20 protein-coding genes are annotated in these 24,897 nt (G+C 72.8%); 12 read left to right on the top strand and 8 right to left on the bottom strand.

The features are described 5' to 3' along the window. The first annotated feature begins 124 nt into the window (after nt 1–124). The gene (locus DIZ27_RS39620) at nt 125–1,279 is read left to right on the top strand and encodes an acyl-CoA dehydrogenase family protein (RefSeq protein ID WP_109383195.1); all 1,155 of its coding nucleotides are present in this window, start codon (nt 125–127) and stop codon (nt 1,277–1,279) included. A gap of 252 nt (nt 1,280–1,531) precedes the next feature. Here the strand turns inward: DIZ27_RS39620 and DIZ27_RS39615 are convergent, their stop codons facing one another. The 3 genes from DIZ27_RS39615 to DIZ27_RS39605 all read right to left on the bottom strand — a co-directional run bounded on the left by DIZ27_RS39615 (nt 1,532) and on the right by DIZ27_RS39605 (nt 4,959). Then, nucleotides 1,532–3,037, bottom strand: a complete 1,506-nt coding sequence (locus tag DIZ27_RS39615; RefSeq protein ID WP_109383194.1) for an acetyl-CoA acetyltransferase — start codon at nt 3,035–3,037, stop codon at nt 1,532–1,534. Then, the gene (locus DIZ27_RS39610; protein ID WP_109383193.1) at nt 3,034–4,071 is read right to left on the bottom strand and encodes an LLM class F420-dependent oxidoreductase; all 1,038 of its coding nucleotides are present in this window, start codon (nt 4,069–4,071) and stop codon (nt 3,034–3,036) included. The genes DIZ27_RS39615 and DIZ27_RS39610 overlap by 4 nt, the downstream gene beginning before the upstream one ends. A gap of 75 nt (nt 4,072–4,146) precedes the next feature. Continuing rightward, on the bottom strand, nt 4,147–4,959 hold the full coding sequence (locus tag DIZ27_RS39605; RefSeq protein ID WP_109383192.1) for an enoyl-CoA hydratase/isomerase family protein: 813 nt from the start codon (nt 4,957–4,959) through the stop codon (nt 4,147–4,149). Nucleotides 4,960–5,403: 444 nt separating this feature from the next. Here DIZ27_RS39605 and DIZ27_RS39600 point away from each other — a divergent pair, with 444 nt between their 5' ends. Both DIZ27_RS39600 and DIZ27_RS39595 read left to right on the top strand, forming a co-directional pair. Next, nucleotides 5,404–5,841: a Zn-ribbon domain-containing OB-fold protein gene (locus DIZ27_RS39600; protein ID WP_016828296.1), complete on the top strand. Its 438-nt coding sequence runs from the start codon at nt 5,404–5,406 to the stop codon at nt 5,839–5,841. After that, the gene (locus DIZ27_RS39595) at nt 5,838–7,004 is read left to right on the top strand and encodes a transporter (protein WP_109383191.1); all 1,167 of its coding nucleotides are present in this window, start codon (nt 5,838–5,840) and stop codon (nt 7,002–7,004) included. The genes DIZ27_RS39600 and DIZ27_RS39595 overlap by 4 nt, the downstream gene beginning before the upstream one ends. Nucleotides 7,005–7,043: 39 nt before the next feature. Here the strand turns inward: DIZ27_RS39595 and DIZ27_RS39590 are convergent, their stop codons facing one another. From DIZ27_RS39590 to DIZ27_RS39570, 5 genes are all read right to left on the bottom strand, one after another. After that, the gene (locus DIZ27_RS39590; RefSeq protein ID WP_109383190.1) at nt 7,044–7,607 is read right to left on the bottom strand and encodes a lipocalin-like domain-containing protein; all 564 of its coding nucleotides are present in this window, start codon (nt 7,605–7,607) and stop codon (nt 7,044–7,046) included. A 96-nt stretch (nt 7,608–7,703) separates the two neighbouring features. Then, the gene (locus tag DIZ27_RS39585; protein ID WP_258308778.1) at nt 7,704–9,047 is read right to left on the bottom strand and encodes an aromatic acid/H+ symport family MFS transporter; all 1,344 of its coding nucleotides are present in this window, start codon (nt 9,045–9,047) and stop codon (nt 7,704–7,706) included. 741 nt (nt 9,048–9,788) lie between these two features. Beyond that, a complete protein-coding gene (locus DIZ27_RS39580; protein ID WP_016828300.1) occupies nt 9,789–10,589 on the bottom strand; it encodes an SDR family NAD(P)-dependent oxidoreductase in 801 nt (266 codons plus the stop codon). Nucleotides 10,590–10,743: 154 nt separating this feature from the next. After that, entirely contained in the window at nt 10,744–11,925 is a 1,182-nt protein-coding gene (locus tag DIZ27_RS39575; protein ID WP_109383188.1) for an aromatic ring-hydroxylating dioxygenase subunit alpha, read from the bottom strand. 539 nt (nt 11,926–12,464) lie between these two features. Continuing rightward, nucleotides 12,465–13,418, bottom strand: coding sequence for a GNAT family N-acetyltransferase (locus DIZ27_RS39570; protein WP_109383187.1), 954 nt, complete (start codon nt 13,416–13,418; stop codon nt 12,465–12,467). A 503-nt stretch (nt 13,419–13,921) separates the two neighbouring features. Between DIZ27_RS39570 and DIZ27_RS39565 the strand changes: the two genes are divergently transcribed. From DIZ27_RS39565 to DIZ27_RS39525, 9 genes are all read left to right on the top strand, one after another. Continuing rightward, nucleotides 13,922–14,572, top strand: coding sequence for a TetR family transcriptional regulator (locus DIZ27_RS39565; protein ID WP_109383186.1), 651 nt, complete (start codon nt 13,922–13,924; stop codon nt 14,570–14,572). 376 nt (nt 14,573–14,948) lie between these two features. After that, complete coding sequence (locus DIZ27_RS39560) at nt 14,949–15,284, top strand: hypothetical protein (RefSeq protein ID WP_109383185.1); 336 nt, start codon at nt 14,949–14,951, stop codon at nt 15,282–15,284. 479 nt (nt 15,285–15,763) lie between these two features. Next, a complete protein-coding gene (locus DIZ27_RS39555) occupies nt 15,764–17,287 on the top strand; it encodes a class I adenylate-forming enzyme family protein (RefSeq protein WP_109383184.1) in 1,524 nt (507 codons plus the stop codon). A gap of 23 nt (nt 17,288–17,310) precedes the next feature. Then, nucleotides 17,311–18,051: an SDR family NAD(P)-dependent oxidoreductase gene (locus DIZ27_RS39550; RefSeq protein ID WP_109383183.1), complete on the top strand. Its 741-nt coding sequence runs from the start codon at nt 17,311–17,313 to the stop codon at nt 18,049–18,051. 185 nt (nt 18,052–18,236) lie between these two features. Further along, the gene (locus DIZ27_RS39545) at nt 18,237–20,579 is read left to right on the top strand and encodes a molybdopterin-dependent oxidoreductase (protein WP_109383182.1); all 2,343 of its coding nucleotides are present in this window, start codon (nt 18,237–18,239) and stop codon (nt 20,577–20,579) included. Nucleotides 20,580–20,676: 97 nt separating this feature from the next. Beyond that, entirely contained in the window at nt 20,677–22,278 is a 1,602-nt protein-coding gene (locus DIZ27_RS39540; RefSeq protein ID WP_109383181.1) for an AMP-binding protein, read from the top strand. A gap of 224 nt (nt 22,279–22,502) precedes the next feature. Continuing rightward, nucleotides 22,503–23,507: a DUF2889 domain-containing protein gene (locus tag DIZ27_RS39535; protein WP_109383180.1), complete on the top strand. Its 1,005-nt coding sequence runs from the start codon at nt 22,503–22,505 to the stop codon at nt 23,505–23,507. Nucleotides 23,508–23,619: 112 nt separating this feature from the next. After that, a complete protein-coding gene (locus tag DIZ27_RS39530; RefSeq protein ID WP_109383179.1) occupies nt 23,620–24,588 on the top strand; it encodes a glucose 1-dehydrogenase in 969 nt (322 codons plus the stop codon). Then, on the top strand, nt 24,585–24,897 hold a 313-nt coding region (locus DIZ27_RS39525), incomplete at its 3' end, for an NAD(P)-binding domain-containing protein (protein WP_181383926.1). The genes DIZ27_RS39530 and DIZ27_RS39525, both read left to right, overlap by 4 nt.

Below are 24,897 nucleotides of genomic sequence, written 5' to 3'. Positions count from 1 at the left end.
CGCACCACCCCCACCCCACCCACCACCCCACCCACCCCCGGCGCCGACACCCACGCCGTACTCACCGACTGGGGCATCACCCCATGACGCCGGACGCACCCGCACCACGCCCCGAGGAGCCACGATGAGACGAGGCCTGTACACCGCCGACCACGAGGAGTTCCGCGAGGTCGTCGCCGAGTTCGTCAGACGGGAGGTCGCACCCCACCTGGAGCGCTGGGACGAGCAGCGGCTCATCGACCGGGACGTCTGGCTCGCCGCGGGCGAACAGGGCCTGCTCGGCCTCGCCGCACCCGAGGAGCACGGCGGAGCCGCCCTGAGCGACTACCGCTACCGCAACGTCGTCCAGGAGGAACTGGCCAAGGTCTTCGCCTCCTCGCTGGCGTCCGGCTTCTCCCTCCAGGACGACATCGCCATCCCATACCTCACCTCGCTCGGCACCGAGGAGCAGAAGAAGCGCTGGCTGCCCGGGATGGCCGCCGGCAAGCTCATCGGCGCCATCGCGATGACCGAGCCGGGCACCGGCAGTGATCTGCGCGGCATCAAGACCTCCGGCACCCGCGTGGACGGCGGCTGGCTGGTCAACGGCAGCAAGACCTTCATCACCAACGGCATCCAGTCCGACGTGGTCATCGTCGTGGTGCGCACCGACCCGGAGGGCGGCTCGCAGGGCTTCAGCCTGCTGGTGGTCGAGCGCGACATGCCCGGCTTCACCCGCGGCCGCAAGCTCGCCAAGGTCGGCCTGCACGCACAGGACACCGCCGAGCTGTTCTTCGACGACGTGTTCGTCCCGGACTCCCACGTGCTGGGCACCGTCGGCGGCGGCTTCGGCCAGCTGGTCTCGCACCTGCCGCTGGAGCGCCTGTCGATCGCCGCGCACGCCCTCGCGCTCGCCGACGCGGTCCTCGCCGACACCATCGAATACACCCAGCAGCGCGTCGCCTTCGGACAGCCCATCGCGGACTTCCAGAACACCCGCTTCGAACTGGCCGAGCTGAGCACCGAACTCGACGTCACCCGGGCCTTCGTGGACCGGGCCGTCCTGGCCCACGGCGAGGACGACCTCACCGTGGTCGACGCCGCCAAGGCCAAGTGGTGGGCCACCGAGGTGCAGAACCGGGTCGTCGACCGCTGTCTGCAACTGCACGGCGGCTACGGCTACATGCTGGAGTACCCGGTGGCGCGCGCCTTCCAGGACTCCCGCATCCAGAAGATCTTCGGTGGGACCAACGAGATCATGAAGCAGATCATCGGTCGGGACCTCATCGGCCGCAAGTGACCCGCCCGAACCCCTCGGTGCCCGCGCCACGCCCCTCGGGCGGCGCGGGCACCGGTGCGTGACGACGGCGTGCGACGACGACGCGTCCCGTCCCGGTGCGGGGTCGGTTCCGCACCGGTGCGTGACGTCGTCGCACACGTACGACCGGGCCCTCGCGACCGCGGGAACGGACGACGCCCCGGTCGGTTCCGCCCTCTCCTCTTGCCTTGGAGGGGTGCGGAACCGACCGGGGCGTCCTGCACGCGGACCGGCTCAGGGACCGGCTGCGTCCTCGGCGTCCGCCAGCCGGGCGGTGCCGTCCAGGGCCACCCGCACCGGGACGCCGGCCAGCTCCCGTCCGGTCATCCCGGCCAGATCGTCCGCATCCTGGCACACCGCCAGGGTCCGTCCGCCCTCCGGGGTGCGCACGCTCAGGAACGCCCGCTCGGGGCGGCCCTCCCGGTCGTGGAGCACCGTCCACGCCTCCAGCGCACCGGTGCCCTCCCACTGCACCAGCGCCCGGGTGCGCGGCTCGCGGTCCACCTCCGCCTGCACGTTCTGCGCCCGGAAACCGGCCTGCGGCGGCCGCGTCCCGTACACGCCCATCGCGTGCTTGGTCAGGTAGCCGCCGTTCGCGGTCACCAGTCCCACCGCCCCCGGCGCGTCCCGCAGCCGGGCGGCCATGGTGGCGATGGAGTGGCTGACGTAGTTGTTCCAGGGGCCGCCCGCGAAGGTCAGTCCCCCGGTCACGGTCAGCGGACGGGAGGCGTCGTCCAGCGCCAGCCCCAGTTCCCGGGCCGCGATCTGCACCGCGGAGGGGAAACACGAGTAGACGTCGACCAGATCCACGGAGCCGGCGTCCGTGCCCGCCAGTTCCAGCGCCCGTCGCCCGGAGATCCGGATCGCCGGGGAGCGGTGCAGCTCCCCGCGCGCGCCCAGTTCGAGGGTGTCGTTCGCCTCCGCGCCGGACTGCGGGAAGATCCAGCGGTCGGACGGCACCCCGTGACGGCGGGCGGCCTCCACGGAGCACAGCAGCAGCGCCGCCCCCTGCTCCACCATGTTGTTGGAGTTCATCAGCTTCGGGTAGGGCCAGGCGATCCAGCGGTTGTCCGGCGAGGGCGTCAGGATCTCCTCCGCCGTGTGCGCCCGCCGGATCCAGGCGTGCGGGTTGTCCGCGGCCACCCGGCTGAAGTCCGCCCACAGCCGTGCGCCGACCCGCAGTTGCTCCTCGACGGTGCGGCCCGCGTCGATCCGGTGCGCCTGCTCGAACAGCGGGTATACCCAGGACGGCGGCTCCAGCCCGATCCGCTTCTCGCCCTGGCCCAGCAGCGGACCGGAGCCGCCCAGCAGCGGTGCGGCCGGCACCGTCTCGTCCTGCACGGTCCAGGCGGGGCGCTCGCCCCGGGCCCGCAGCCGCATCCGGGTCCGCCACGTCTCCGCCCCGCCGATCAGCACGACGTCGGCGCGTCCGGCGGCGATGTCCGAAGCGGCACCGTTCAGCAGCGCCTGCGGGTTGTTGCCGCCGTCGGCGGTGTACGCGGTGTCCCGGGGGGAGGCACCGACCCGCTCCGCGAGCAGGGCGCCGGGGTCGCGGTAGCGCCAGGACAGCATGCGCACCAGGCGGACGGCGTCCAGCGACTTCAGCAGCGAGGTGCCGCCCGAGTCGCGCTCGGCCTCGCGGGCCGCCGCGGCCAGCAGGTCGACCGGTTCGAGGGCGTCGTCCCGCTGGTTGAGCTGCCCGGTGCCGACCAGGACGGGGGTACGGGGGTCGAGGTTCATCCGCGCACCGCCTCCAGGATGCGCCCGCGCGCCTCTGACCGGGGCCAGCCGGCCAGGATCATCGTGGTGACACAGGTGGGACGCCACGCGCGGGCGATCTCCTCGCAGATCTTGTCGACCGGTCCCACCAGTGCCACGTCCTCCACCATCGCCGTCGGTACGGCCTCCACCGCTGCCTCCTTGCGTCCCGCCAGATACAGGTCCTGAATCTCCGCGCACACCTCGCCCCAGCCCATCCGGGCGAAGACCTCGGTGTGGAAGTTGGCGCCCTTGGCGCCCATCCCGCCCGCGTACAGCGCGATCATCGGTTTGATCCTCCTCGCCGCGACCTCGACGTCGTCGTGCTCGACGATCGGGCAGACCGCGGCGACCTCGAAGTCCTCCGGTCCGCGCCGGGCACCGGGGCGGGTGAACCCCTCGTGCAACGCGTCCCGGTAGAAGTCGTCGCTCCTGGGCGAGAACCACAGCGGGATCCAGCCGTCGGCGATCTCGGCCGCCAGCGCCACGTTCTTGGGACCCTCCGCTCCCAGCAGCACCGGGATGTCGGGCCGCAGCGGGTGGACCGTGGACCGCAGCGGTTTACCCAGCCCGGTGCCGCCCGGATGCGGCAGCCGGTAGTGGCGGCCCTCGTAGGTCACGGGCTCACGGCGCTCCCAGACGCTGCGCAGGATCTCCACGTACTCCCGGGTGCGCTCCAACGGCCGCGGGTAGGGCTGCCCGTACCAGCCCTCGACGACCTGGGGTCCGGAGACGCCCAGGCCGAGCATCACCCGGCCCCCGCTGAGGTGGTCCAGGGTCAGTGCCGCCATCGCCGTCGCGGTCGGGGTGCGGGCCGAGATCTGGGCCACCGAGGTGCCCAGCCGGATCCGCGAGGTCCCCGCCCCCCACCAGGCCAGGGGGGTGAAGGCGTCGGAGCCGTAGGCCTCGGCGGTCCAGAAGCTGTCCACGCCCAGCGCCTCGGCCTCGTGCAGGCGCTGCTCGACCTTCGCCGGTGGGCCGGAGCCCCAGTAGCCGGCCTGGAATCCGACCTTCATGCGCGTGCCTCCGCGGTGTGCGGGAGCGACCGGGGGCGGCCGGCGCGCTCCGTGTCGGGTGCGTCCACGCGAGCCTCAGCGGTTGCGGTAGACGGGCGGGCGCTTCTCCAGGAACGCCTCGACCGCCTCCTGGTGGTCCTCGGTCATCGTGCTCAGGATCTGGGTGCGGTTCTCCAGCTGGACGGCCGAACGGAAGCTCGGGTTCTCCAGGTTGGCCCACAGCACGCTCTTGGTCATCCACACCCCGAACGGGCTGTTCTCGGCGATCGCCGACGCCCGGTCCAGCGCCGCCTCCAGCAGTTCCTCGTCCGGGACCACGGTCGACACCAGGCCGATGCGCTCGGCCTCGGCGGCGTCCAGGGTGCCGCCGGTGAGCAGCAGTTCGGAGGCGCGCGAGAAGCCGATCAGACGCGGCAGCAGCCAGCTGACCCCGATGTCGCCACCGCCCAGGCCGCGCTTGATGAACGAGGCGTGGAAGGCGGCCGAGGAGGCCATCACCCGGATGTCGCAGAACAGGGACAGGGCCATGCCGCCTCCGGCCGCGGCCCCGTTGACGGCGGCGATGATCGGCGCGCGCACCCGGCGGAAGGCCTCGCCCAGGTCGACGATGTGCTCCTGCACCCGCAGACCGGCCTGCGGGCGTCCCTCGTCCGGCACCGCGCCGGGCGCGTCGCCGTAGCCGCGGAAGTCGAAGCCGGCGCAGAATGCCCGGCCCGCCCCGGTGAGCACCACGGCCCGCACCCGCGAGTCGTCCCGGACACGGTCGAGCACCTCGTGCAGCCCCTGGATGAGCTCGGAGGTCATGGCGTTGAGTTTGTCCGGCCGGTTCAGCCGCACGAGCAGGATGCCTGGACGGGGCTCCTCCGTCTCGATCACTGTGCTGGTCATCGGTGCTCCTTGTCCCGTCACGATGAGATCGGCCCGGCCCGCCGAGGCTGCCGCGGTCGTCGGCACGGCGGCAGGAAGGGCCGTCGAATTAACCTAATAGCATAAGGTTCAACAGGCAAGGGTTGCGCTGGTGTCGCGGTTCAGTGCATGCGCTTGTCGTGGGTAACCAGAAGGCTTTAGGTTGGTGTGGGGGAGTGGGCCGCCGAGGACCACCGGGCCCGCCGGACCCGCGCGGACTCCGTGCCGCACGCACCCCCCGCACGCACCCGGGCCCCGGACCCGCCGACGACCACCCCGGACCGGACCGGCGCCGCCCCGTGGGCGCGGGCCCGCCGGTTCGGACCCGCACCGCGCCCGGCCCGGCCGCGGGGGCCCGACGGCCCCCGCGCGACCGCCCGACATCGAGGACCCGCCCCACCGCACGACGGAGGAAGGCCGACACCCGTGAAACTCTCCGAGGCACCCACCGCCGGACCGATCACCCCGGACCCCGACGGCCCCGACCGCCCCTACTGGGACGGACTGCGCCGGGGCGAACTGCGCATCCCCCGCTGCCGGGACTGCGGCCGCCACGTCTGGGCCCCGCAACGCATCTGCCCCGGCTGCCGAGGCGCCGCGTTCGACTGGCCGGTCGTCGCCCCGACCGCCACCGTCTTCTCCTGGACCCGCACCTGGCACCCCTTCCTGCCCGAACTCGCCGACCACGTCCCCTACACCGTGGTCCTGGCCCGACTCGACGAGGTCCCCTCGGTACGCCTGCTGGGCATGCTCGTCGACGACGAGAGCACCCTGCGGATCGGAGCCGCCCTCCACGGCGTGATCCAGCCCGCGGGCCCGCTCACCCATGACACCCCCGTCCTGCGCTGGAGGCTCTCGGCATGACGTTCCCACTGCGCGGCGCGACGGCCGTGGTCGGCATCGGGGAGACCCTGTACCACAAGCGCGGCAAGGCGCCGCTGGACGAGGACGGCCTGCGGTTGCAGGCCATCGTCGAGGCCTGCGAGGACGCGGGCGTGGACCCGGCCGACGTCGACGGCTTCTCCACCTACGGCCACGACGCCGACGCCACCGCGCTCGCCCCCGCACTCGGCACCCGCCGCCTGCGCTGGGCCTCCCAGGTGGCCGGCGGCGGAGGCGGCGGCCTGGGCGCCGCGCTCCTCCAGGGCGCCACCGCCCTGGCCATGGGACAGGCCCGGTACGTGATCGTCTACCGCGCCCTGGCCCAGCAGCAGAGCGGACGACTGTCCGCCGCCGTCTCCAGCTACTTCTTCGACGAGCACTACCGCGCGCACGGACTGGTCTCGCCCGCCCAGGTCTGCGCCCTGCGCACCCAGCGCATGATCGAGCACGACGGCGTCCCGGCCGAGGCGCTGCGGGCGTTCGCCCAGGCCTGCTACGTCCACGCCGGGCGCAACCCGCTGGCCGCCGGACGGGACGTACGGCTGACCGACGAGACCTACCTGTCCTCGCGCATGATCTCCGAGCCGCTGCGGCTGTTCGACTCCTCCCGGGAGAACGACGGCGCCGGGGCCGTGCTGCTCACCACCGCCGAACGCGCCCGGGACCTGCGGCAGACCCCCGCCTACGTCCTGTCCGGGGCCCAGGGCGCGGGGGAGGACTGGGGCGAGCTGCACGAGAACGACCATGACTACTCCTCGGCCGGCCTCGCCCCGCTGGCCGACGAGCTCTGGGCGGACGCGGGCATCCGCCCCGAACAGGTCGACGTCGCCCAGATCTACGAGAACTTCACCGGCCCCGCCGTCGCCGTCATGCTCGACCTCGGACTGGTGACCAAGGAGAACATCGGCGAGTTCCTCACCGTCGAGAACCTCACCGCACCCGGTGGCCGACTGCCGGTGAACACCGCCGGCGGCAACATCGCGGGCGGGTTCGTGCACGGCATCGGTCTGGCCGCCGAGGCCGTCCGGCAACTGCGCGGCACCTCCTCCAACCAGGTCCCCGGGGCCCGCGTCTCGCTGCTCACCGGCGGCCCCGCGGCCCCCCTGGTCAGCGCCGTGGTGCTGGGCGGCGAGGACACCCTCTGATTCGTGGGGGCGGAGGTCACCGGGCGCGCCCGGTGGCGTTCACGCGGGGTGATCCGGTCGGACGGGGTCGCGGGACCACTCCAGCCGGTCCGTCGTGGTGCCGCCCGTGCGGGTGGGACGCGGTTCGGTGTGCAGCACGAGCCGCGGACCTTCCCACGAGATCCGCCGGGTCAGGACGTCACCGACGTGTTCGACGTACAGCGACATCTCCACGTGGTGCAGGACCAGGTCGCCGCGGAGCGTGTACTGGCCCGCGTAGCCGACGAAGCCCAGGGCGGCCGCGCCCCGCTGCTCGTCGGTGGCCCGGGTGAAGGAGAGGCCGTCGGGCCAGGGGCGGTCGCGACGCATCAGCAGCGCGCTCATCCGCCCGTCGGGCCGGTACTCCAGCCGTCCCAGCGGCCCCGGCCCCAGCGGGTGCCCGACGACCTGTCCGTCGACCAGCCGGGTGTGGTCGACCAGGTTCCAGCCGCCGAGCAGCGAGGCGGCGAGGCCCTGGGCGGTGTGCTCGTCGGGGGCGTTCTCCTCGGGAGCCGGTGCCGAGGGGGAGGGGACGCGGGTGTCGGGCGGCGTCCGCCCGTCGGGGGTGTGTGCGGCAGGGGGCATGACGGTCCGATCGTTCGGCGGCGGACGGCCGCTCCCGGCGGTCGGCGGGTGGCCGACCGCCGGGAGGGCGGAGCTGGGTCGCGCGCGGGGCGCGGGTCAGGCGGCGGGGGCGACCTCCTGCGGTCCGGTGGACGGGGCGGTGCGGTCGTGCATGCCGGTCCGCGGCACCAGCGCGATCAGCAGCGCGGCCAGCAGCGCCGCCGCGGCGAAGAAGTAGAACACCCACGAGGTACCGAGCGAGGAGCCCATGATCAGACCCACCAGGATCGGCCCGAAGACGGCCCCCAGCCGCCCCAGGCCCAGCGAGGCACCCAGAGCGGTGCCGCGCGCCGCGGCCGGGTAGTAGACGCCCACGAACCCGGCGACCGCGGCCTGCGAGGAGGCGCAGAACCCGACCACCAGCACCATGGCGAAGACGACCGCCTGCGGGGGATGCAGCGTCAGGAAGGTCACCGCCAGGGCACCGCACAGGAAGCCGCCCGCGATCACCGGACGCGAGCCCCAGCGGTCGGCGAGGCCGGCCAGGACCAGCATGCCGATCGTGCTGCCCAGGTAGAAGGCGACCAGGAAGGTCAGCGCGGAGCCCAGGTCGTAGCCGGAGGCGCGTAGCAGCTGCGGGATCCAGGTGTTCATGCCGTAGCCCAGCAGCAGCCCGCAGAAGCCGATCACCGGGAACAGCAGCGTCGCGACCCGGAACCCGGGGGCGAACATCAGCTTCAGCGAGGAGGACCAGTTCGGCTTCTCCGTCACGGTACCGACCGCCGGCTCCGGAGGCAGCTCGACCCCGTAGCGCTCGGCGAGGGCGCGCGCCTCCTCGTGGCGTCCTCGGCTGCTGAGGAAGGCGAGTGATTCGGGGATCTGCCGGTAGACGATCGCGAACAGTGCCAGTCCGACGGCACCGCCGAGGACGAACAGGGAGACCCAACCGAAGTTCGGCAGCATGAAGATCGCCAGGAAGGCGACCAGGCACCCGCCGATCGGGAAGCCCGTCTGGACGACCCCGTTGTAGAACTGCCGCCTCTCCACCGGCACGTATTCCATGGTCAGGGCGATGACCGAGGGAAGGGCCCCGCCGAAGCCCAGGCCGGCGAGCAGGCGGAACAGTCCGAAGATCTCCACGCTCGGGGCCACCGCGCACAGCAGGGTGAACACGCTGAAGCTCGCGACGCAGGCGAGCACGGTCGGGCGTCGCCCGATGAGGTCGGAGACGTAGCCGGACAGCAGGGCGCCCACCATCATCCCGATCAGGGAGAGGCTGCCGATGACACCGGCCGAGGCGAGGGTGATGCCCCACTGCTTGTTCTGGAGCAGCGTCGGCAGCACCGCGCCGTACATGCCGCTGTCCAGTCCGTCGATGAGCGTGATCGCCAGACAGGCGAAGACCACCGACCGGGCACCCGCCGAGGTTCTCGGACGCACTGCCGAGCTGGGTCGAGTCAAGGGAAACTCCTTGTCGTGGAGCAGACGTCCGCCGACCCAGGGAAGGGGCGGCGGCCGGGACACGACGGACCGCGTGCGGAGCGCGGCGGGCCGTAGGTGTGTCAGGACGGGCCGACGGGCCTCGGCGACGGCACTCGGGGTGGCATCGACGGCGGCCGGTCGGCCGGGAGGATGGGAGTGCCGGACGGCCGCGGGCCGAACGGCGGGGGAGAGGAGAGCGTGGCGGAACTCAACGAGGCCGACGGTGCCTCCGGGAGAGGCGGCGGCCGGGAATACTCGGGTGAGACGTGGCCATTTAACTTATGCCCGTAGTTTACGGTCAAGGGTCGGACGGGGGGATTTTTCCGCCTCGCGCGATGCGCCCTCCCGGCAGCCGCGGTCGTGTCACGCTCCCGGCGCCCGCGGGGGGCCTCGTCGGGGTGGCGGCGGGAAGCGGGGGAGGGGCCCCGAATCGCATGATGGTGCAGGTCGGGGCGTTCCGCTGTGGAGTGCGCGGTGGATCTCGCGGTGCGCGGACGGGGGCTGGCGGGTCGCCACGGTCAGGCCGGTCCGCCTCCGGGGTCGCGTCGCCGCGGACGGGGTGTCGAACGTACATCCGTAAGGAAGCGCAGAGAATCTACGGAAAGAAGGTTAGTGGTCGTCCGCTCGAAGGCAACGACGAGCGCCGGCCCGGCCGACTCCGGTGCGAGAACCGGAGCGGGGCCGAGCCGGCGTACGGCGACGACGGTGGGGCGCGGGCGCTCAGTGCCCGGACATGCCCCCGTCCACGGCGAGGGTCGTGCCGGTGATGTAGCTGGAGGCCGGGGCCGCCAGGAACACCACGGCCGCGTCGAGCTCCCGCTGGGTGCCGGTGCGGGCCAGCGGGCTGGTCGCGCGCAGGAACTCGTCCAGCGTCTCCGAGGGCATCTCGGCGATCATCTCGGTGGCCACGAACCCGGGTGCGACGGCGTTGACCCGGATGCCGCGGCGCCCGGCCCACTGCTGGGACAGGTCCCTGGTCAGCCCGATGAGGCCGGCCTTGCTCGCGGCGTAGGCGGCCTGCGGCAGCACCGACTTGATCAGGCCCAGCACGCTGGCTACGTTCACGATGCTGGAGCCCGGCCCCATGACCCGCGCACACGACTGGGCCATCCAGTACGCGCCCATCAGGTTGACGTCCAGCACCTGACGGAAGTCCTCGGGCCGCTCGCGCAGCGCGGGCACCGCGGAGGAGACACCGGCGTTGTTGATCAGGATGTCGAGTTTCCCGAAGCGCGCGACGGCCGCCGCCACCGCCTCCTCGCACTGCTCCGGGTCGGTCACGTCGGTGGCGACGACCAGGCACTCGCCGCCGAGCGCCTCGATGCGCTCGGCCGTCTCGCGCAGGCGGTCCGCGCGGCGGGCCGTCAGGACCACCTGTGCGCCGGCCTCGGCCAGGGCGAGGGCGAAGCCCGCGCCCAGCCCCGAACTGGCGCCGGTGACCAGCGCGGTCCTGCCGTCCAGCCGGAACAGGTCCAGCACGCCGTTCTCGGGAAGGGGGCGCTGTGTCGTCGTGCTGCCCATGTGCCGTCCTTGTCTGTCAGGGCCGGTCCGGGACGGTCGGGGGCGGGTGCGGCGGGTGTGCGGCATCCGCCCCCGACCGGCCGGTGCGGCCCGTGAGCCGGGGGTGGGGGAGAAGGGGCGCCGGGAGGTCTCCGGCACGGGGGAGGCGCGGGCGTCAGCTCGCGTCGTCGGCCGCGAGCAGCCGCTGGGTCTCCCGGTGGAAGACCTGGTTGGCGACCTCGTTGCGACCGAACACCATGGGGCCGGCGTCCTGGCTCGCCAGCGCCCGCTGGGAGCCGCGCAGCAGCGGGAAGTCCTCCGCGTGCAGCACGTCCAGCAGGATCTGCCAGTTCCGCTGCCAGCGCTTGTTCCAGGTCTCCTCGTCGTAGGAGGTCTCCTCCAGACGCGGCACGATGACCCGCATCTCCATCCGGCAGCGCCCCGGGGCGACCGGGTCGGGACGGAAGGTCAGCAGCTCGAAGTGGTTGTCGGGCAGGCGCAGCAGGGTGCTGTTGGGCAGCAGCAGGTGCGACTCGGTCACGTGCTTGGCGAGGCTCTGGTCGCCCGGGTCCTCGTCGATCCAGCGGTCGATCGTCTTGCGGGGCGCCAGCCAGCGGCAGTGCCGCCCGTAGTCCTCGAAGGCGTAGACGTTGGTGTGGACGATCTTGCCCGCGGTGTTCGGGTGCGCGTACTGGATGTGGTAGCCGTCCAGGAAGGCATCCTGCATCAGCTTCCAGTTGCACGGCTCGTCGAAGCCCTCGGCGCGGAAGGAGACCAGGTTGTCCAGCTTGTACCCGGCCAGGACCTCGTCCATCTCCGGGCCGAGCCAGGCGGCGACGTCGATCTCGGCGCCAACCGAGTCGATCACCCAGATGAAGCCGTGTCGCTCCTCGGCGGGCAGTTCGAGCAGCCCGAACTGGCTGCGGTCGAGGTCGCCGAAGGTGTTGTCGCGGGTGATGGTGCGCAGGGTGCCGTCGGTGTCGTAGGACCAGCGGTGGTAGCCGCAGGAGAACAGGCGGCACTTGCCCGACGCCGCCTCCTCCAGCAGGGCGCCCCGGTGCCGGCACTGGTTGACGAAGGCCTTGATGCCGCCGTCCGGCTGACGCACCACGATGGCGTTGTTGCGCGGGAGCTGCAGGGTGATGAAGTCGTTGGGCTCGGGGATCTCCGAGCTGTGCGCGACGATCGACGGGACCCGCGCGAAGATCAGCTCGCGCTCACGGGCCGCGAGGTCGGCGTCGGTGAACTCCGTCGGGCTGAAGGAGACCGTTCCTTCGAACTGGTCGGTCGTGTCGTTCCGCAGGTGCTCGAGCAGGCGACGAATTCGCTCTTCGCGCTTTGCATCAAATTCCGTCACGTCGTCCTCCTGTACTGTCCGCGTTCCTTGCGCCGCTGCGGTGGCTCGGGACCTCAGAGGCGGATGCGGTCTCGCGACGCGGGATGCGAGACACGCGACGTCGGTTCCCCTTCTTCGTCGACCCCGCCGAGGAGGCACGGGAACGGCGACGAGTGGGGCGTGGGGCGTCTTGTGGGCGAGGTGGGCCCCGGTCCGCGGGCGGTCCGGTGGCGCATGCTCGTCGCCGGACGCACCTGTCTGCGAAAAGGCTCACTTAATCTTATGGCTGTAGGTTTCTGGGGTCAAGCACACGGCGGGGGACTCTCGGTCGTCGGCCGGGTCGCGGCGCCCTCCCCCGGCCCTGGGTGACGGGTCTGCGAGGCCCGGCCCGGCCGGTGGGCGAAGGGGTGTGCAGGGTAGTCCCGGCGGCGGGTCGATCTGCGCCTGCCCGTGTCGGGGGGGAGGATGCCGGACGCGCCCGGGAGTCCGCGGAAGGCGAGAGGTGGGGCCCCTCCTCCTCGGGGAGCCCCGCCTCGCGTCCGCCGGTGCCGGTGCGCCCGTCAGGCGACCGCGGCAGGTGCGTCGACCGGCACGCTGAAGCACACGTCGGTCTGGTCGTGGTGGAAGCCGACGCTGCGGCAGGCCCGCACCAGCGGCTCGTCCAACGGGTCCACCGACATCTCCACCTCCCGCACGCCCGCCTCGGCCAGCCGCTTCAGCGCCGCCGCGAGCAGCGCCCGTGACACCGCGTGCGCCTCGCCCCGGGTCGGCGGCGCCAGCAGGTGCACCGATCCCGGACCGTCCGGCGCCTCTCCGGCCAGGGGGTGCGAGGAGTACGCCACGAAGCCCAGCACCTCCCCCGACGCCTCGACCGCCACCAGCACCTCCGGGCCGACCCGGCCGGCGCCGCGGCCGTCCTTCTCGGCGTCGGCGAGCGCGGCCACCACCGCCGTGTCCGACTCCGGGTGCAGCGGGCGCAGGTCCACCCCGGCGGGCGGTTCCGGCTCCGGCACGCTGCCCGGCCGGTGCATCGGCCGGATGATCCGCCACGACGCGTCCTCGGGCACCGCGCCGAACCGGCGCGCCATCCGCTCCGCCGCGGGGTGCGAGCCGTGCGCCCAGGCGCGCAGCGACCGGACGCCCTCGCCGGCCCACCGGGCCGCCCCGCCGCGGGCCAGCCCCAGCTCCTCGAACAGCAGGGTCGCGATCCCCAGGGACCGGTACTCGGGGCCCACCACGAACTCGGTGGTGGCGGTGCCGTCGCCCTGCGAGGTGATCCGCAGGAAGGCCACGATCGCCTCCTCCCCGTCCGGCGAGCCGACGGCGCCCACCTCGTCGCTCATCCGGGCGACGAGTTCGGTGATCCGCCCGGGGGGCGCTCCGTCCGTGCCCGCGGCCGGGACCGGCTGCACGGCCGAGAAACCCTGCTCGGCGTCGAAGTCCGCCGCGTCGCGCAACAGACTGACGACCTCCGGGTCGGTGCCGAAGGAGGTGCCCCACTCGTACGTGATCACAGAACGTCCTCGGATGTCGGGTCGTCGCCCCGTGGCGCCGCCCGCGGTGGACGGTGCCGGGTGCCGGAGTTCGGGCGGCCGCGGATGCGGTGCGCGGGCGGCGGGTCCGAAAGGGGCGCTCCCACGCCGGTGCGCGGCGACGACGGTCTCAGCAGCTCATTACCTCCAAGCTATAGGCCAGATGTGGTGCTCACAAGCCCGGGTGTCTCGATGAACCCCTTGCGGTGACAGACGAATGTGATGATCCCGCGCCCGGGGAAGAGTGCTCTGAAAACTATGGAGAGTCGGTTAATGGGAGGGTGTCCGCCGAGGGGATCGGGCGGTGATCTGCGAGGTGCGGGGGGCGGTGTGCGGCGCCCTGCTGGGTTCGCACCCGGTGCCCTCTCGGCGCGTCGCCCGGGAGTGGGGTGCGGTGCCGGATCCGTCGGGGCGCGCCGCGGCGTCCGGCGGGGCGCCCGCGACGCCGGGTCCCATCCGCCGCCGGGGTGCGGGATACTGCGGCCATGGCCCGACCACTCCAACCTCTGCTCAGCCGCGAAGCGATCGTCGCGGCCACCTTGAAGATCATCGACGTGGAAGGGATCGAGGCGTTCAGCATGCCTCGACTGGCGAAGGTGATGGGAGTCCGAGCGCCCTCGCTGTATCACCACTTCAAGAACAAGAGCGAACTCATGACCGAGGTGGCCCGGGCGATCATGGTGGACACGCCCTTCCCGCGCCGTCCCGCCGACGAGAACTGGCCTGACCTCTTCGTCGCCCTCGCCCTGAACTTCCGGCGCTCGATCCTGCGCCACCGCAACGCGGCTCCCATCCTGCTCGAGTACCTGCCGCGCGACGTCCTGATCGCCATGTACGAGAAGGTGGCCCGCTTCCTGGAGAAGGCGGGCGTACCGCAACACCTGCACGTGCTCATCCTGGACGGCATGGAGAAGCTGAGTCTGGGCGCCAGCCTCAGCGAGGCCATGAAGACCCCGGAGAGTCAGGCGCAGATCTTCCCGCACGTCGACGCCGAGGAGGAGCCCACCCTCACCTCGGCCCTCGCCGCCAACGAATGGAGCGCCGAGCAGATCTTCGAACAGACGATCCGGAGCTTCCTGGTCGGCGTCATGCAGCTGGACGCGGCCCCGCGGGCGGAGGCGCCCGCCGGGCAGTGAGCCCCCTCCGGGCATGAGCCCTCGCCGGGCCCGAGTCCCCGCGCCGGGGAGCGAGGCCCCGCAGGGCGGTGCTCTCCGGCCGGGTGGTGAATCCCCGCCGTACCGCCGCGTCCCCTTCCGTTCGGGAGAGGGGCGCGGCGGCGTTCCGGCCCGGTCGCCACCTGTCGCGTCGCCCCGAACCCCCTGCGTACCGCCTGTCCGCCGAGGTGCGTGGCGGGGTCGGTGGGCGCACTCTCCCGGGTGCTTCCCTCCCGAACCCTTGCCGCCCGTTATCTATGGGCTTTAGGCTGAGGGTGAGTTCACGCCAGGAGCGTCGACTCTGGTTCCGCAGGGGGCGCGACGGCCCCCACGGTCACCGATGGGGAGGCACGTCCAGATGTCCACGCAGTCCCAGGAGTCACAAGAGTCCCAGGAGTTCCACGAGCTCTACCGGCGGCATGTCCAGTACGTCCTCGACGGGAACGTCGAGGCATCCTTGGCCGACATGGCGCAGGAGAACATCCCCCAGGTCTTCCGCGGAGTGACCGTCCCCCGCGGGAAGGTCGACTCGCTCCGCGTCGTCGACATCCGGCGCGAGGGCGCCACCTGGGTGGGGGAGACGGTGTACGACACCCCCGACGGTCGGATCGGCCTGCGGTCCGTGTGGGAGTCGCGCGACGGCTCCTGGAAGGCAGCCGCCCTCGAGAACTTCCCCCCGGAGGCCGGGGACTGACCCCGGCGGGCGCCTTCGACGCGGACCGGCGGGCGTCGAAGGGCCGGTACGGGAGGAGTAATTCCGCCCGATCGGGAGAACATCCCGCAAAAGCCTTGTCCGCGGTACCTGAAGCCCTTAGATTAAGCGACCACGGTCACATGAAGGATTCCCGCCACCTCGGGGATCGCGGGCCCGGTACGCCGAGCAGCCGGTGACGACCCCGTCCGCCCGTGCTCCGAACCACCGGTGCACGCCGCACCGGGCGGCCCGGCCGGGCACGACACCGGCCGACGGCCCGCCCGGACCGTCCGTCGGCAGCCGGTGGACAGCAGGCCCCTCGACAAGGGCCCACCGACCACACGACGTGTGACTCCCTTCATCAGAATTCTTCCGACATGTGCTCGGGTGTATCCGCTGCCGCTCCGCCAAAGGGGGCGACCCGTGGAGCGGCCCGAGGTGGCGGAAGCGATCGTGGACAGAGCGCAGGAGGAACAGACGTGAGCGGAACGCTCGTGAGCACCCTGACCTGGTGGGCTCGGAACATTCCCGACCAGCCGGCCATCGATTTCGACGGCGACGTGGTCACCTACCGCCAGCTGGAGAGCTGGGCGGACGGGATCGCCGCCGATCTCGTCGCGGCGGGAGTGGGCCGAGGAGACCGGGTCGCCCTGGTGGGGCAGAACTCCCTGGAGTGGTGCGCGGCCACCCTCGGCGCGCTCAAGCTCGGTGCCGTCGTCGCCCCCTTCAACCACCGCATGGTGGCCCGCGAGCTCGCCGGGCTCCTGGAGGACTGCGAGCCGACCGTCGTCTACGGCGACGACGCGCTGCGCGAGCGCCTGGAGGAGGCCCGCCGGGAGCAGCCCGGGGTCGTCCTCAAGTCCTTCCAGAGCGACGTCCGGTCCCTGCGGGACGGCACCCACGCCCCCGTCGTGCCGCCGGTGTCCGACGTCTCCGAGACGGCCGCGATCGTCTACACCAGCGGCACCACCGGCAAACCCAAAGGCGTCATCTTCACCCACGCCACCATCGCCGGCGAGATGCACGAGTGGTCCCTCATGGAGCCGGTGCTGCCCAACGGCTTCAGACCCCTGCTCGTGCTCCCGCTGTTCACCGCGGCCGGCCTCGTGTGGGGACTCTTCCGCACGATCCTGCACGGCGGCACGCTGCTGCTGCAGCCCCGCTTCGACCCGGCCCGGGCCCTGCGTGTGCTGGCCGACCAGAAGGTCACCACGTTCACCGGCCCGCCCATCCTGTTCGAGCAGGTCGCGGCACAGCCCGGCTTTGCGGAGGCCGACCTCACCAGCCTGACCACCGCCCACGTGGGCGGTGCGCGGGTGCCGGTGGACCTGCTCGCCTCCTGGCAGCGCAAGGGCGTCTCGCTGCGCCAGATCTACGGCCAGACCGAGATCGGCGGATCCGCCACCGTGATGCCGCGCGACGAGGCGATGGAGCACCCGGAGAAGTGCGGCTGGGGCGGCGCCTTCACCAGGATCAGGGTCGTCGACCCGGAGGGCGTCGATTGTCCGCCCGGCACCCCCGGCCAGATCCTCCTGCGCGGACCGGGGATGATGCCCGGCTACTGGCGCAACGAGGAAGCCACCCGCACGACCATCGTGGACGGCTGGCTGCACACCGGGGACATGGGCATCCTCGACGAGCGCGGCTACCTGACCTTCGTCGACCGCATGAAGGACATGATCATCTCGGGTGGGCTGAACATCTCGCCGACCGAGATCGAGAACGTCCTCCAGGAGATGCCCGGCATCGAGGAGGTCGCCGTCATCGCCGTCGAGGACGCCAAGTTCGGCGAGACCCCGGCCGCCCTGATCAAGGCCGACGGTCCGATCGACCCCGCCGACGTGGTGGCCCACTGCAACGAGCGCATGGCCGACTACAAGGTCCCGCGCTACGTCGTCCTCCTCGACGAGGCCCTGCCGCGGATGGCCAGCGGCAAGATCGCCAAGCGCGACCTCAAGGCCACCTACGCCGACCTGCCCCGCACGCACGGCAAGGTGCGCTGACCCGAACACGGAGGCCGTTGCCGATGAAGGCCAGGAAAGTCGCGTTGGTGACCGGCGGCGGGCGGGGCATCGGAGCCGCGGTGTCCCGCAGACTCGCCGCCGACGGCTTCGCGGTCGCGGTCAACTACGCCCATCGCGCCCGCGAGGCGACGGACGTGGTCGAGGAGATCGAGGCCGCGGGCGGCCGGGCGGTGGCGCTGCGGGCCGACGTGTCCGACGCGGACCAGGCGGGCGACCTCGTCGCGCGGACCGCCGAACTCCTCGGACCCGTCGCCGTGCTCGTCAACAACGCGGGAGTCAGCGCGGCCGGCTCGGCGCGCTCCCTGCCGCCCGGACAGTGGGACCGCGTGCTGCGCGTCAACCTCAGCGGCGCCTACTACTGCACGCACGCCGCGCTGCCCGCCATGTACGCGGCCGGCTGGGGACGCGTCCTGTTCTTCGGCAGCCCGAGCGGCGGGCGCGCGCTCACCCCGACGACGGGTGCCTACGCAGCGTCCAAGGCGGGGCTGGTCGCCCTGGCCGGGGTCGTCGCCAAGGAGGTGGCCCGGCGAGGCATCACCGTGAACACCGTGGTGCCCGGTTACGTGGAGACCGACATGGTGCGCGCCGCCGGCGACCGGGCGCGGGAGAGCCTCCAGGACGGCTGGCCGCGGATCCCCGCCGAGGCGGTGGCCTCGGTGGTGTCCTTCCTCGCGGGCGACGGTGCCGCGCACGTCTCCGGCGAGGAGATCGGGGTGTGGGCGGGCGGCCCCGTCCAGTTGTGAGCCCCGGCAGCGGGTGTCGGCGCGACAGACCGCCGGTGCCCGCCCGGGGTCGACCTCCGCCCGGGGCCCTCGTCCCGGGCGGTGCCCTGCCCGCTCGTGAGCCGGGCGGTTCGGATCCCTCGCGAGACGTCGGCGCGGTCCGCGGTGCGGCCGCGCCGGACGTCCGCGGCAGAAAGGACCGTCGGATGACGACTTCCCGGCCCGCGCACGAATCGGCCGCGCACGACCCGCGTCCCCCGTCCCCGGACGCGGCCCGGCGGGCACGCCCCGCCGAGGGCGACACCGTGACCCGGAGGACGTCGTACTGCCGGTTGTGCCCGGCCAGTTGCGGGGTCGAGGTGGAGACCGACGGCACCCGCGTGCTGCGCGTGCTGGGCGACCGGCAGCACCCGATCTCCCGTGGCTTCACCTGCCCGAAGGGGCGCAGGGCCGCCGATCTCCTGCACGGCCCCGACCGGTTGACCTCCTCCCGGCGGCGGACGACCGCGGGCGAGCACGAACCGGTCGACGCCGACACCGCGATGGCGGAGGTGGCCGCCCGGCTCACCGGGATCGTCGAGGAGCACGGGCCGGATGCGGTGGGCCTGCTCATCGGTACCCAGCACAACTTCGCCACCCTCACCCCCTTCATGGCGCGCGCCTGGTTCCGCGGCCTGGGCTCCCGCAAGCTCTTCTCCACCATGACCCTCGACCAGTCGGCGAAGTGGCTGGTGAAGTCGCGCATGGGGGTGTACGCGGGCGGCCCCCAGTCGCTCGACGAGGCCGACGTGTGGCTGCTGGCGGGCACGAACCCGCTGGTCTCCGTCAACGGGGGCGACGGGGACGGCGCGCTGGTCACCAATCCGTCGGCCAACCTCAAGGCCGCCCGGGACCGCGGGATGCGGCTGATCGTCGTCGACCCGCGCCGCACCGAGACCGCGGCACGCGCCGACCTGCACCTGCGACCCCGCCCCGGACACGACGCGCTGCTGTTCGCGGGGCTGCTGCAGGTGATCCTGGGGGAGGGGCTGCACGACCGGGACTTCTGCGACCGCCACGTGGAGGGACTGGACGACCTGCGGGCGGCGGTCGCCGAGGCCACCCCCGACAGGGTCGCCCGCGTCTGCGACGTGCCGGTCGAGGAGCTGGTGCGGGCGGCCCGGATGTTCGCCGTGGCCGAGCGGGGCATGGTGAGCACCGGGACCGGCGTCTGCATGGGGCCGCACTCCAACATCGCCGAACACCTGGCCGCCTGCCTCAACGTCGTCTGCGGACGCTATCTGCGCGAGGGCGAACCCGTGCCGGGGCGCGGCGTCCTGATGGGCGAGGGGCCGGTCCGCGCGGAGGTGGTCCCCGCGGACCGCGAGTGGGAACGGGGATTTCGCAGCCGGGTGGGCGGACACGGCCTGCTGCGCGGCGAACTGCCGGCGGCCCTGCTGCCCGACGAGATCCTGCGGCCCGGACCCGACCGGATCAGGGCGCTGGTGGTCTCGGGCGGCAACCCCCTGCTCGCCCTGCCCGACCAGGACACCGCGCGGCGCGCGCTGGAGAGCCTCGACCTGCTGGTGTCGATCGACACCCGGATGTCGCAGACCGCGCGCCTCGCCGACTACGTCATCGCCCCCACGATGCTGTACGAACGGGCCGACCACACCGGGCTGATGGAGACCTTCTTCCCCCGCCCGTTCGCCCAGTACACGCCCGCCGTGGTCGCCCCGCCCCGGGGCGTGGTCGAGGACTGGCGGGTCTTCTTCCGGCTCGCGGCCGAGACGGGAGGGCCCCTGCGGTTCGCGGGCCGGGACCTGGACACCTCCCGACCGCCCTCCTCGGAGGAGCTCCTCGACCTGGTCGCCTCCCGCGGCCGGGTCCCGCTGGACGAGGTGCGCACCCACCCGCACGGCCTGCTCGCCGGGCACCCCGGCACCACGGTGGGCCCGGCCCGCGAGGAGCGGGCCGGGCACCGCCTGACCCTGCTGCCCGCCGACGTGGCCGCGGAACTCGCCGCCGCGCTGGCGCCCGTCGCCGCGACGGTACCCGTGGGGGCCCGGTCCGCGGGGGCCGAGGGCGGGGCCGACCGGGAGGCCGGGGCGCCGGGAGCGGTGGGGGACACCGAGGGCGGCGAGGACGCCGAGGAGTTCCCGCTGCGGCTGATCGTGCGGCGGATGCGGGAGGTGGTCAACTCCCTCGGGTCGGCGGTCGTCGGCCTGCCCCCGCAGTCGTACAACCCGGCCCACCTGCACCCGCAGGACATGGCGCACCTGGGCATCACGCACGGCGCCGCGGTGACGATCCGCTCGCCGCACGGAACGCTCGAGGCCGTGGCGCACGAGGACCCGAGCATGCGACCGGGGGTCCTGTCGATGACCCACGGCTGGGGAGGCCTGGAGACGGGCGGGGACCCGCGGACGACGGGCAGCAACGTCAACCGGCTCACCTCCCTGCACCACGGCGCCCAGGCGGTCAACCACATGCCGACCCTGACGGCCGTCCCGGTGTCGGTCACCCCCGCCCCGCCGGGCCTCGCCGACCGTGAAGAACCTTCTCCTTAACCTAAAGCCTTGAGGTTATTATCTAACGTCTGTAGGATATTTGCGGATGGGATGACGGCCACCGCTCCGGGCGGCGGCATGACGCGAAAGGGCTGACATGGCAGGCTGGGACTTCGCGAGTGTCTTCGAGGCCGTGGCCCGTGTGCACCCCGAGCGCACGGCGTTCGTTCACGGGCGACGACGAGGGACTTGGGCGCACTTCGACGACCGCGCGGCCCGGCTCGCCACGGTGCTGGAATCCGCGGGCCTCACCGCGGGCGACGTCGTGGCCGAGTACATGCGCAACGGTCCCGAGTACCTGGAGACCTTCTTCGCCGCCGGCAAGTCGGGCCTCGCCCCGATGAACACCAACTACCGCTACGTCGAAGACGAACTGGTGCAGATCTGGGCCGACGCCGACGTCAAGGCGGTCGTCTTCGACGCCGAGTTCCGCGAGCGGGTCGACCGGGTGCGCCACCGCCTGCCCGGCGTGCGGCTCTGGCTCGAGGTCGGCGAGGGCACCGACTGGGCCCCCTCCTACGCCCGCGAACTGGACGCGCACCCCCCGCGGCCGCACGGCGGCGGACGCGAGGACTCCCTGATCCTCATCTACACCGGCGGCACCACCGGACACCCCAAGGGCGTGATGTGGCGCCAGGGCGACATCCTCTCCCTGCTCAACGCGCAGAACCCCCGACCGCTGCCCGACCACGGCGACCGCGAGGCCGTCGAGGCGCACCTGGCCGGACTCACCCGGGAGATCCGCTCCCTGGTGGCGAGCCCGCTCATGCACGGCGCCGGACTCTTCTACGCCATCTCGGCACTCAGCGGGGCCGGCACCCTCGTCATGACCCCGGGGGCGCGCTTCGACGCCGAACAGCTCCTCGACGTCATGGACGGCGAACGGGTCCAGTCCCTCGCGATCGTCGGCGACGCCTTCGCCCGGCCGATGCTCGCCGCCCTCGACGAGAACCCCGGACGGTGGCGCCTCGACGGCCTGCGCGCCGTGTTCTCCTCCGGCGTGATGTGGAGCCGCCCGGTCAAGGAAGGGCTCCTGAACCACATGCCGGCGGCGCGCCTGCTGGACGGACTCGGCTCCTCTGAGGCCTCCGCCGTCGCCTCGACGGTGTCCGTGCGCGGGGACGTGGCCGACACCGGCTCGTTCGTGCCCTCCGACCGGGCCGCCGTGCTGCTCGACGACGGAACCCTCGCCGAACCCGGCGACGGCAAGGTCGGCCGCCTCGCGGTCACAGGCTGGATCCCGGTGGGGTACCTCAACGACCCGGAGAAGTCCGCCCAGGTCTTCGTCGAGGCCGCGGGACGCCGCTGGTCCGTTCCCGGCGACCTGGCCCAACTGGACGCCGACGGGCGGATCCAGCTCCTCGGCCGTGGCTCCAGCTGCATCAACACCGGAGGGGAGAAGGTGTTCGCCGAAGAGGTCGAAGAGGTCCTGAAGCAGCACCCGGGCATCGCGGACGCCGCGGTCCTCGGCGTGTCCGACGAACGCCTCGGCAGGAAGGTCGTCGCCCTTCTTCGGGCGGGGGAGCGGCCGCCGTCGGAGGAGGAACTCCATACCCACGCCCGCGCGCACCTGGCGGGCTACAAGGTGCCCAAGCACATGGCCTACGTCGACTCGCTGGAACGCGCGGACAACGGAAAGCTCGACCACCGTCGGCTGACCGGCATCGCGGAGAGCAAATGGGGGGACGGCCACGCCTGACCCGGACCGGCGGCCGTAGCCCGGACCGCTTCCCCGGCTTTCCCCGCTGACCGGGGAAAGCAGCCGGCACGGAGCGGGAACACCCCCCCCCGCACGGCGGTGAGACTCTGGGCGAGCGCGGGCGGCGGGCCGCCCCACGGGGAGGACGGCACCGGCTCACACCTGCCTCCCCTGGGGAAGCCGGCGTGAAGAGCGTGAGACCCCCATCGACGAAGAGGCACCCGATGACCATTGAAGACCTTCCGGCACCGCAGCCCGCCGGCCCGCTCGGGCCGTCACCGGTCCGCCCCCCGGGCAGCGTGCGCCGTACTTCGACGCTCGACACGCGGTGGCCCGGAGGATTCGGCACCGGGCTCCACATCGACGGGCGGGCCCGCGACCTCTACACCCCGGCCGACGGCCGGCCCCCGCTCGTCGTCGCCGAGGACCGGCTGCGCGTCCGATTCACACCGGCGAGCCGGGTGATCGAGGAGATCGAGTCGACCCCGGCCAGGAGCGAACTGGCCCTCCTCACCGGCGCCCGCTGCGGCGGCGGATTCCGCACCCGGCTGGCGCAGGCCCTGCCGCGGGAACGGGACACCGGGACCTCGCTGTACCTCATGCTGGACGATCTCGCCGCGGTATCACTGATCGCAGACTTCGCCGAGACCCGGTGGCCGTCTGCCGGGCCCGGCACACACCGGGTCGCGGCGCGCCCGCAGGAAGGCGTCTGCACGGGATTCATGCCCGGATCCAGCGCCCTGAGCCCCGACCACGTCCGGAAAGGCGGCGACCGGACACGCCGGGTCGTACCGCTGCCACACCCCGACGACCCGGCGGGCTGGCACGAACTGGCCGCACCCACCGAACCATCGATGCGCCGGGCCCGACGCATCGACGTCACACCGGGCGAGGTCATCGGCGTGGACGCGATGTTCCAGGACAGCGCGACGGTGCCCGAGGGCGGCAGGAGGGCTGTGCACGAATACCGGCTGCACGCCACGGCCCACGCACGCACCGGTGCCCTCCTCACCCTGCGGGCCGAGCCGCGCATCCTGCCCTACGACGAGTGCCCCCTGGCCGTGCTCAACCTGGACCGTCTGCTCGGGACACCCCTGGCGGACCTGCGCACCACCGTGCCCAGGGTGCTGCGCGGCACCGCCGGGTGCACGCACCTCAACGACGCCCTGCGCGCGTTGGCCGAGGTGCCCACTCTGGTGGCCGCGCTGCACCGGCGCGCGCAGGAGTGAAGACGCCGGGACGGCAGACGAGCACCCGGGGGAACGGCCCGCCAGGAGCCTCGTCCCCGGAGGTACCCGACACCCCGGGCAGATCGCGCAAGGCGAGGAGAGAGGTCCCATCGTGCACTCACTGCAGGGAAAGGTCGCCCTGGTCACCGGAGGCGCCAGCGGAATCGGGGCGGGCGTCTGCCACCGCTTCGTCGACGCGGGGGCCTTCGTGGTGGTGGCCGATGTCGATGGGGAACGGGGCCGCGGCCTGGCCGAGGAGCTCGGTGACGCGGCGGTGTTCCGCCGCGTCGACGTCACCCGCGAGGAGGACATCGCCGCGGCGGTGACGGACACGGCGGCCACCCGGGGACGCCTGGACTGCTTGGTCAACAACGCCGGCCGGGTGGGGCCCTGGCGCTTCGCCGAGGACACCCCGGCCGACGAGTGGGACGAAGCCTTCCGGCTGTTGTGCCGCAGCGCCTTCCTCGGCATCAAGCACGCGTCCCGGGTCATGCGTGACCACGGCGGCGGCAGCATTGTGAACACAGGTAGCGTCGACGGCCTGAGGGCCGGTTACGGCCCCCACCCCTACGGCGCGGCCAAGGCCGCCGTTGTGCAGCTGACCCGCAGCGGCGCGGTGGAACTTGCCCCCCACGGAATCCGGGTGAACGCGATGACACCTGGCGGCGTGGCCACCCGCATCGTCGGCCACGGCGCCGGTCTCACGGGATCGGCCCTGGACGACAGCGTCGAACGGGTACGGGAGAGCCTGCGCGACTTCCAGCCGGTTCCCCGCAGCGGCGAGCCGCAGGACCTGGCCGCCGTGGCGGCCTTCCTCGCCTCCGACGCGTCGAGTTTCTTCACCGGACAGGAAATCGTCGTCGACGGCGGCCTGTCGCTGGGCAGGGCCTGGCCCCGGAGATCCAGGCACACGCGAGGAAGGCGTCGTCCCGGACCGCGACATGAGCGCGGGCGGGGCGGTACCGGCCGGTGCCTGCGACCCGGCACACCGCCCCGGCCCGTCCCTCCCCCGGATTCCCGGGGACAGCCCGAACGACCGTGCTGTCCACCCCTGCCCCTCACAAGGAGGAAAACAACGTGAGCACACCAGACGCAACACCCCCCGCCCCCGGGAAGGCCCCCGCCAAGGACCCCTGGGACCTGCCCGACGTCTCCGGGCTCGTCGTCGGCGTGCTCGGCGGCACCGGACCGCAGGGCAAGGGCCTCGCCCACCGGCTCGCCAGGGCCGGCCAGAAAGTGATCATCGGCTCGCGTGCCGCCGAACGCGCCCGGGCCGCCGCCGAGGAACTCGGGTACGGCGTCGAGGGCGCCGACAACGCCGAGACCGCCCGCCGCAGCGACATCGTGATCGTCGCCGTGCCCTGGGACGGCCACGGCAAGACCCTGGAGT

Origin of the sequence: Streptomyces sp. NWU339 (assembly GCF_003143855.1) — a bacterium.
GTDB lineage: Bacteria > Actinomycetota > Actinomycetes > Streptomycetales > Streptomycetaceae > Streptomyces.
Note: the sequence above shows the minus strand (reverse complement) of the source record. Positions and strands in the feature narration are given on the sequence as shown.

Excerpts from the sequence above, each read along its gene's own strand:
- DIZ27_RS39620 (WP_109383195.1), top strand. The coding sequence starts at position 125 with ATGAGACGAGGCCTGTACACCGCCGACCACGAGGAGTTCCGCGAGGTC.
- DIZ27_RS39615 (WP_109383194.1), bottom strand. The coding sequence starts at position 3,037 with ATGAACCTCGACCCCCGTACCCCCGTCCTGGTCGGCACCGGGCAGCTC.
- DIZ27_RS39610 (WP_109383193.1), bottom strand. The coding sequence starts at position 4,071 with ATGAAGGTCGGATTCCAGGCCGGCTACTGGGGCTCCGGCCCACCGGCG.
- DIZ27_RS39605 (WP_109383192.1), bottom strand. The coding sequence starts at position 4,959 with ATGACCAGCACAGTGATCGAGACGGAGGAGCCCCGTCCAGGCATCCTG.
- DIZ27_RS39595 (WP_109383191.1), top strand. The coding sequence starts at position 5,838 with ATGACGTTCCCACTGCGCGGCGCGACGGCCGTGGTCGGCATCGGGGAG.
- DIZ27_RS39590 (WP_109383190.1), bottom strand. The coding sequence starts at position 7,607 with ATGCCCCCTGCCGCACACACCCCCGACGGGCGGACGCCGCCCGACACC.
- DIZ27_RS39580 (WP_016828300.1), bottom strand. The coding sequence starts at position 10,589 with ATGGGCAGCACGACGACACAGCGCCCCCTTCCCGAGAACGGCGTGCTG.
- DIZ27_RS39565 (WP_109383186.1), top strand. The coding sequence starts at position 13,922 with ATGGCCCGACCACTCCAACCTCTGCTCAGCCGCGAAGCGATCGTCGCG.
- DIZ27_RS39560 (WP_109383185.1), top strand. The coding sequence starts at position 14,949 with ATGTCCACGCAGTCCCAGGAGTCACAAGAGTCCCAGGAGTTCCACGAG.
- DIZ27_RS39550 (WP_109383183.1), top strand. The coding sequence starts at position 17,311 with ATGAAGGCCAGGAAAGTCGCGTTGGTGACCGGCGGCGGGCGGGGCATC.
- DIZ27_RS39545 (WP_109383182.1), top strand. The coding sequence starts at position 18,237 with ATGACGACTTCCCGGCCCGCGCACGAATCGGCCGCGCACGACCCGCGT.
- DIZ27_RS39540 (WP_109383181.1), top strand. The coding sequence starts at position 20,677 with ATGGCAGGCTGGGACTTCGCGAGTGTCTTCGAGGCCGTGGCCCGTGTG.
- DIZ27_RS39535 (WP_109383180.1), top strand. The coding sequence starts at position 22,503 with ATGACCATTGAAGACCTTCCGGCACCGCAGCCCGCCGGCCCGCTCGGG.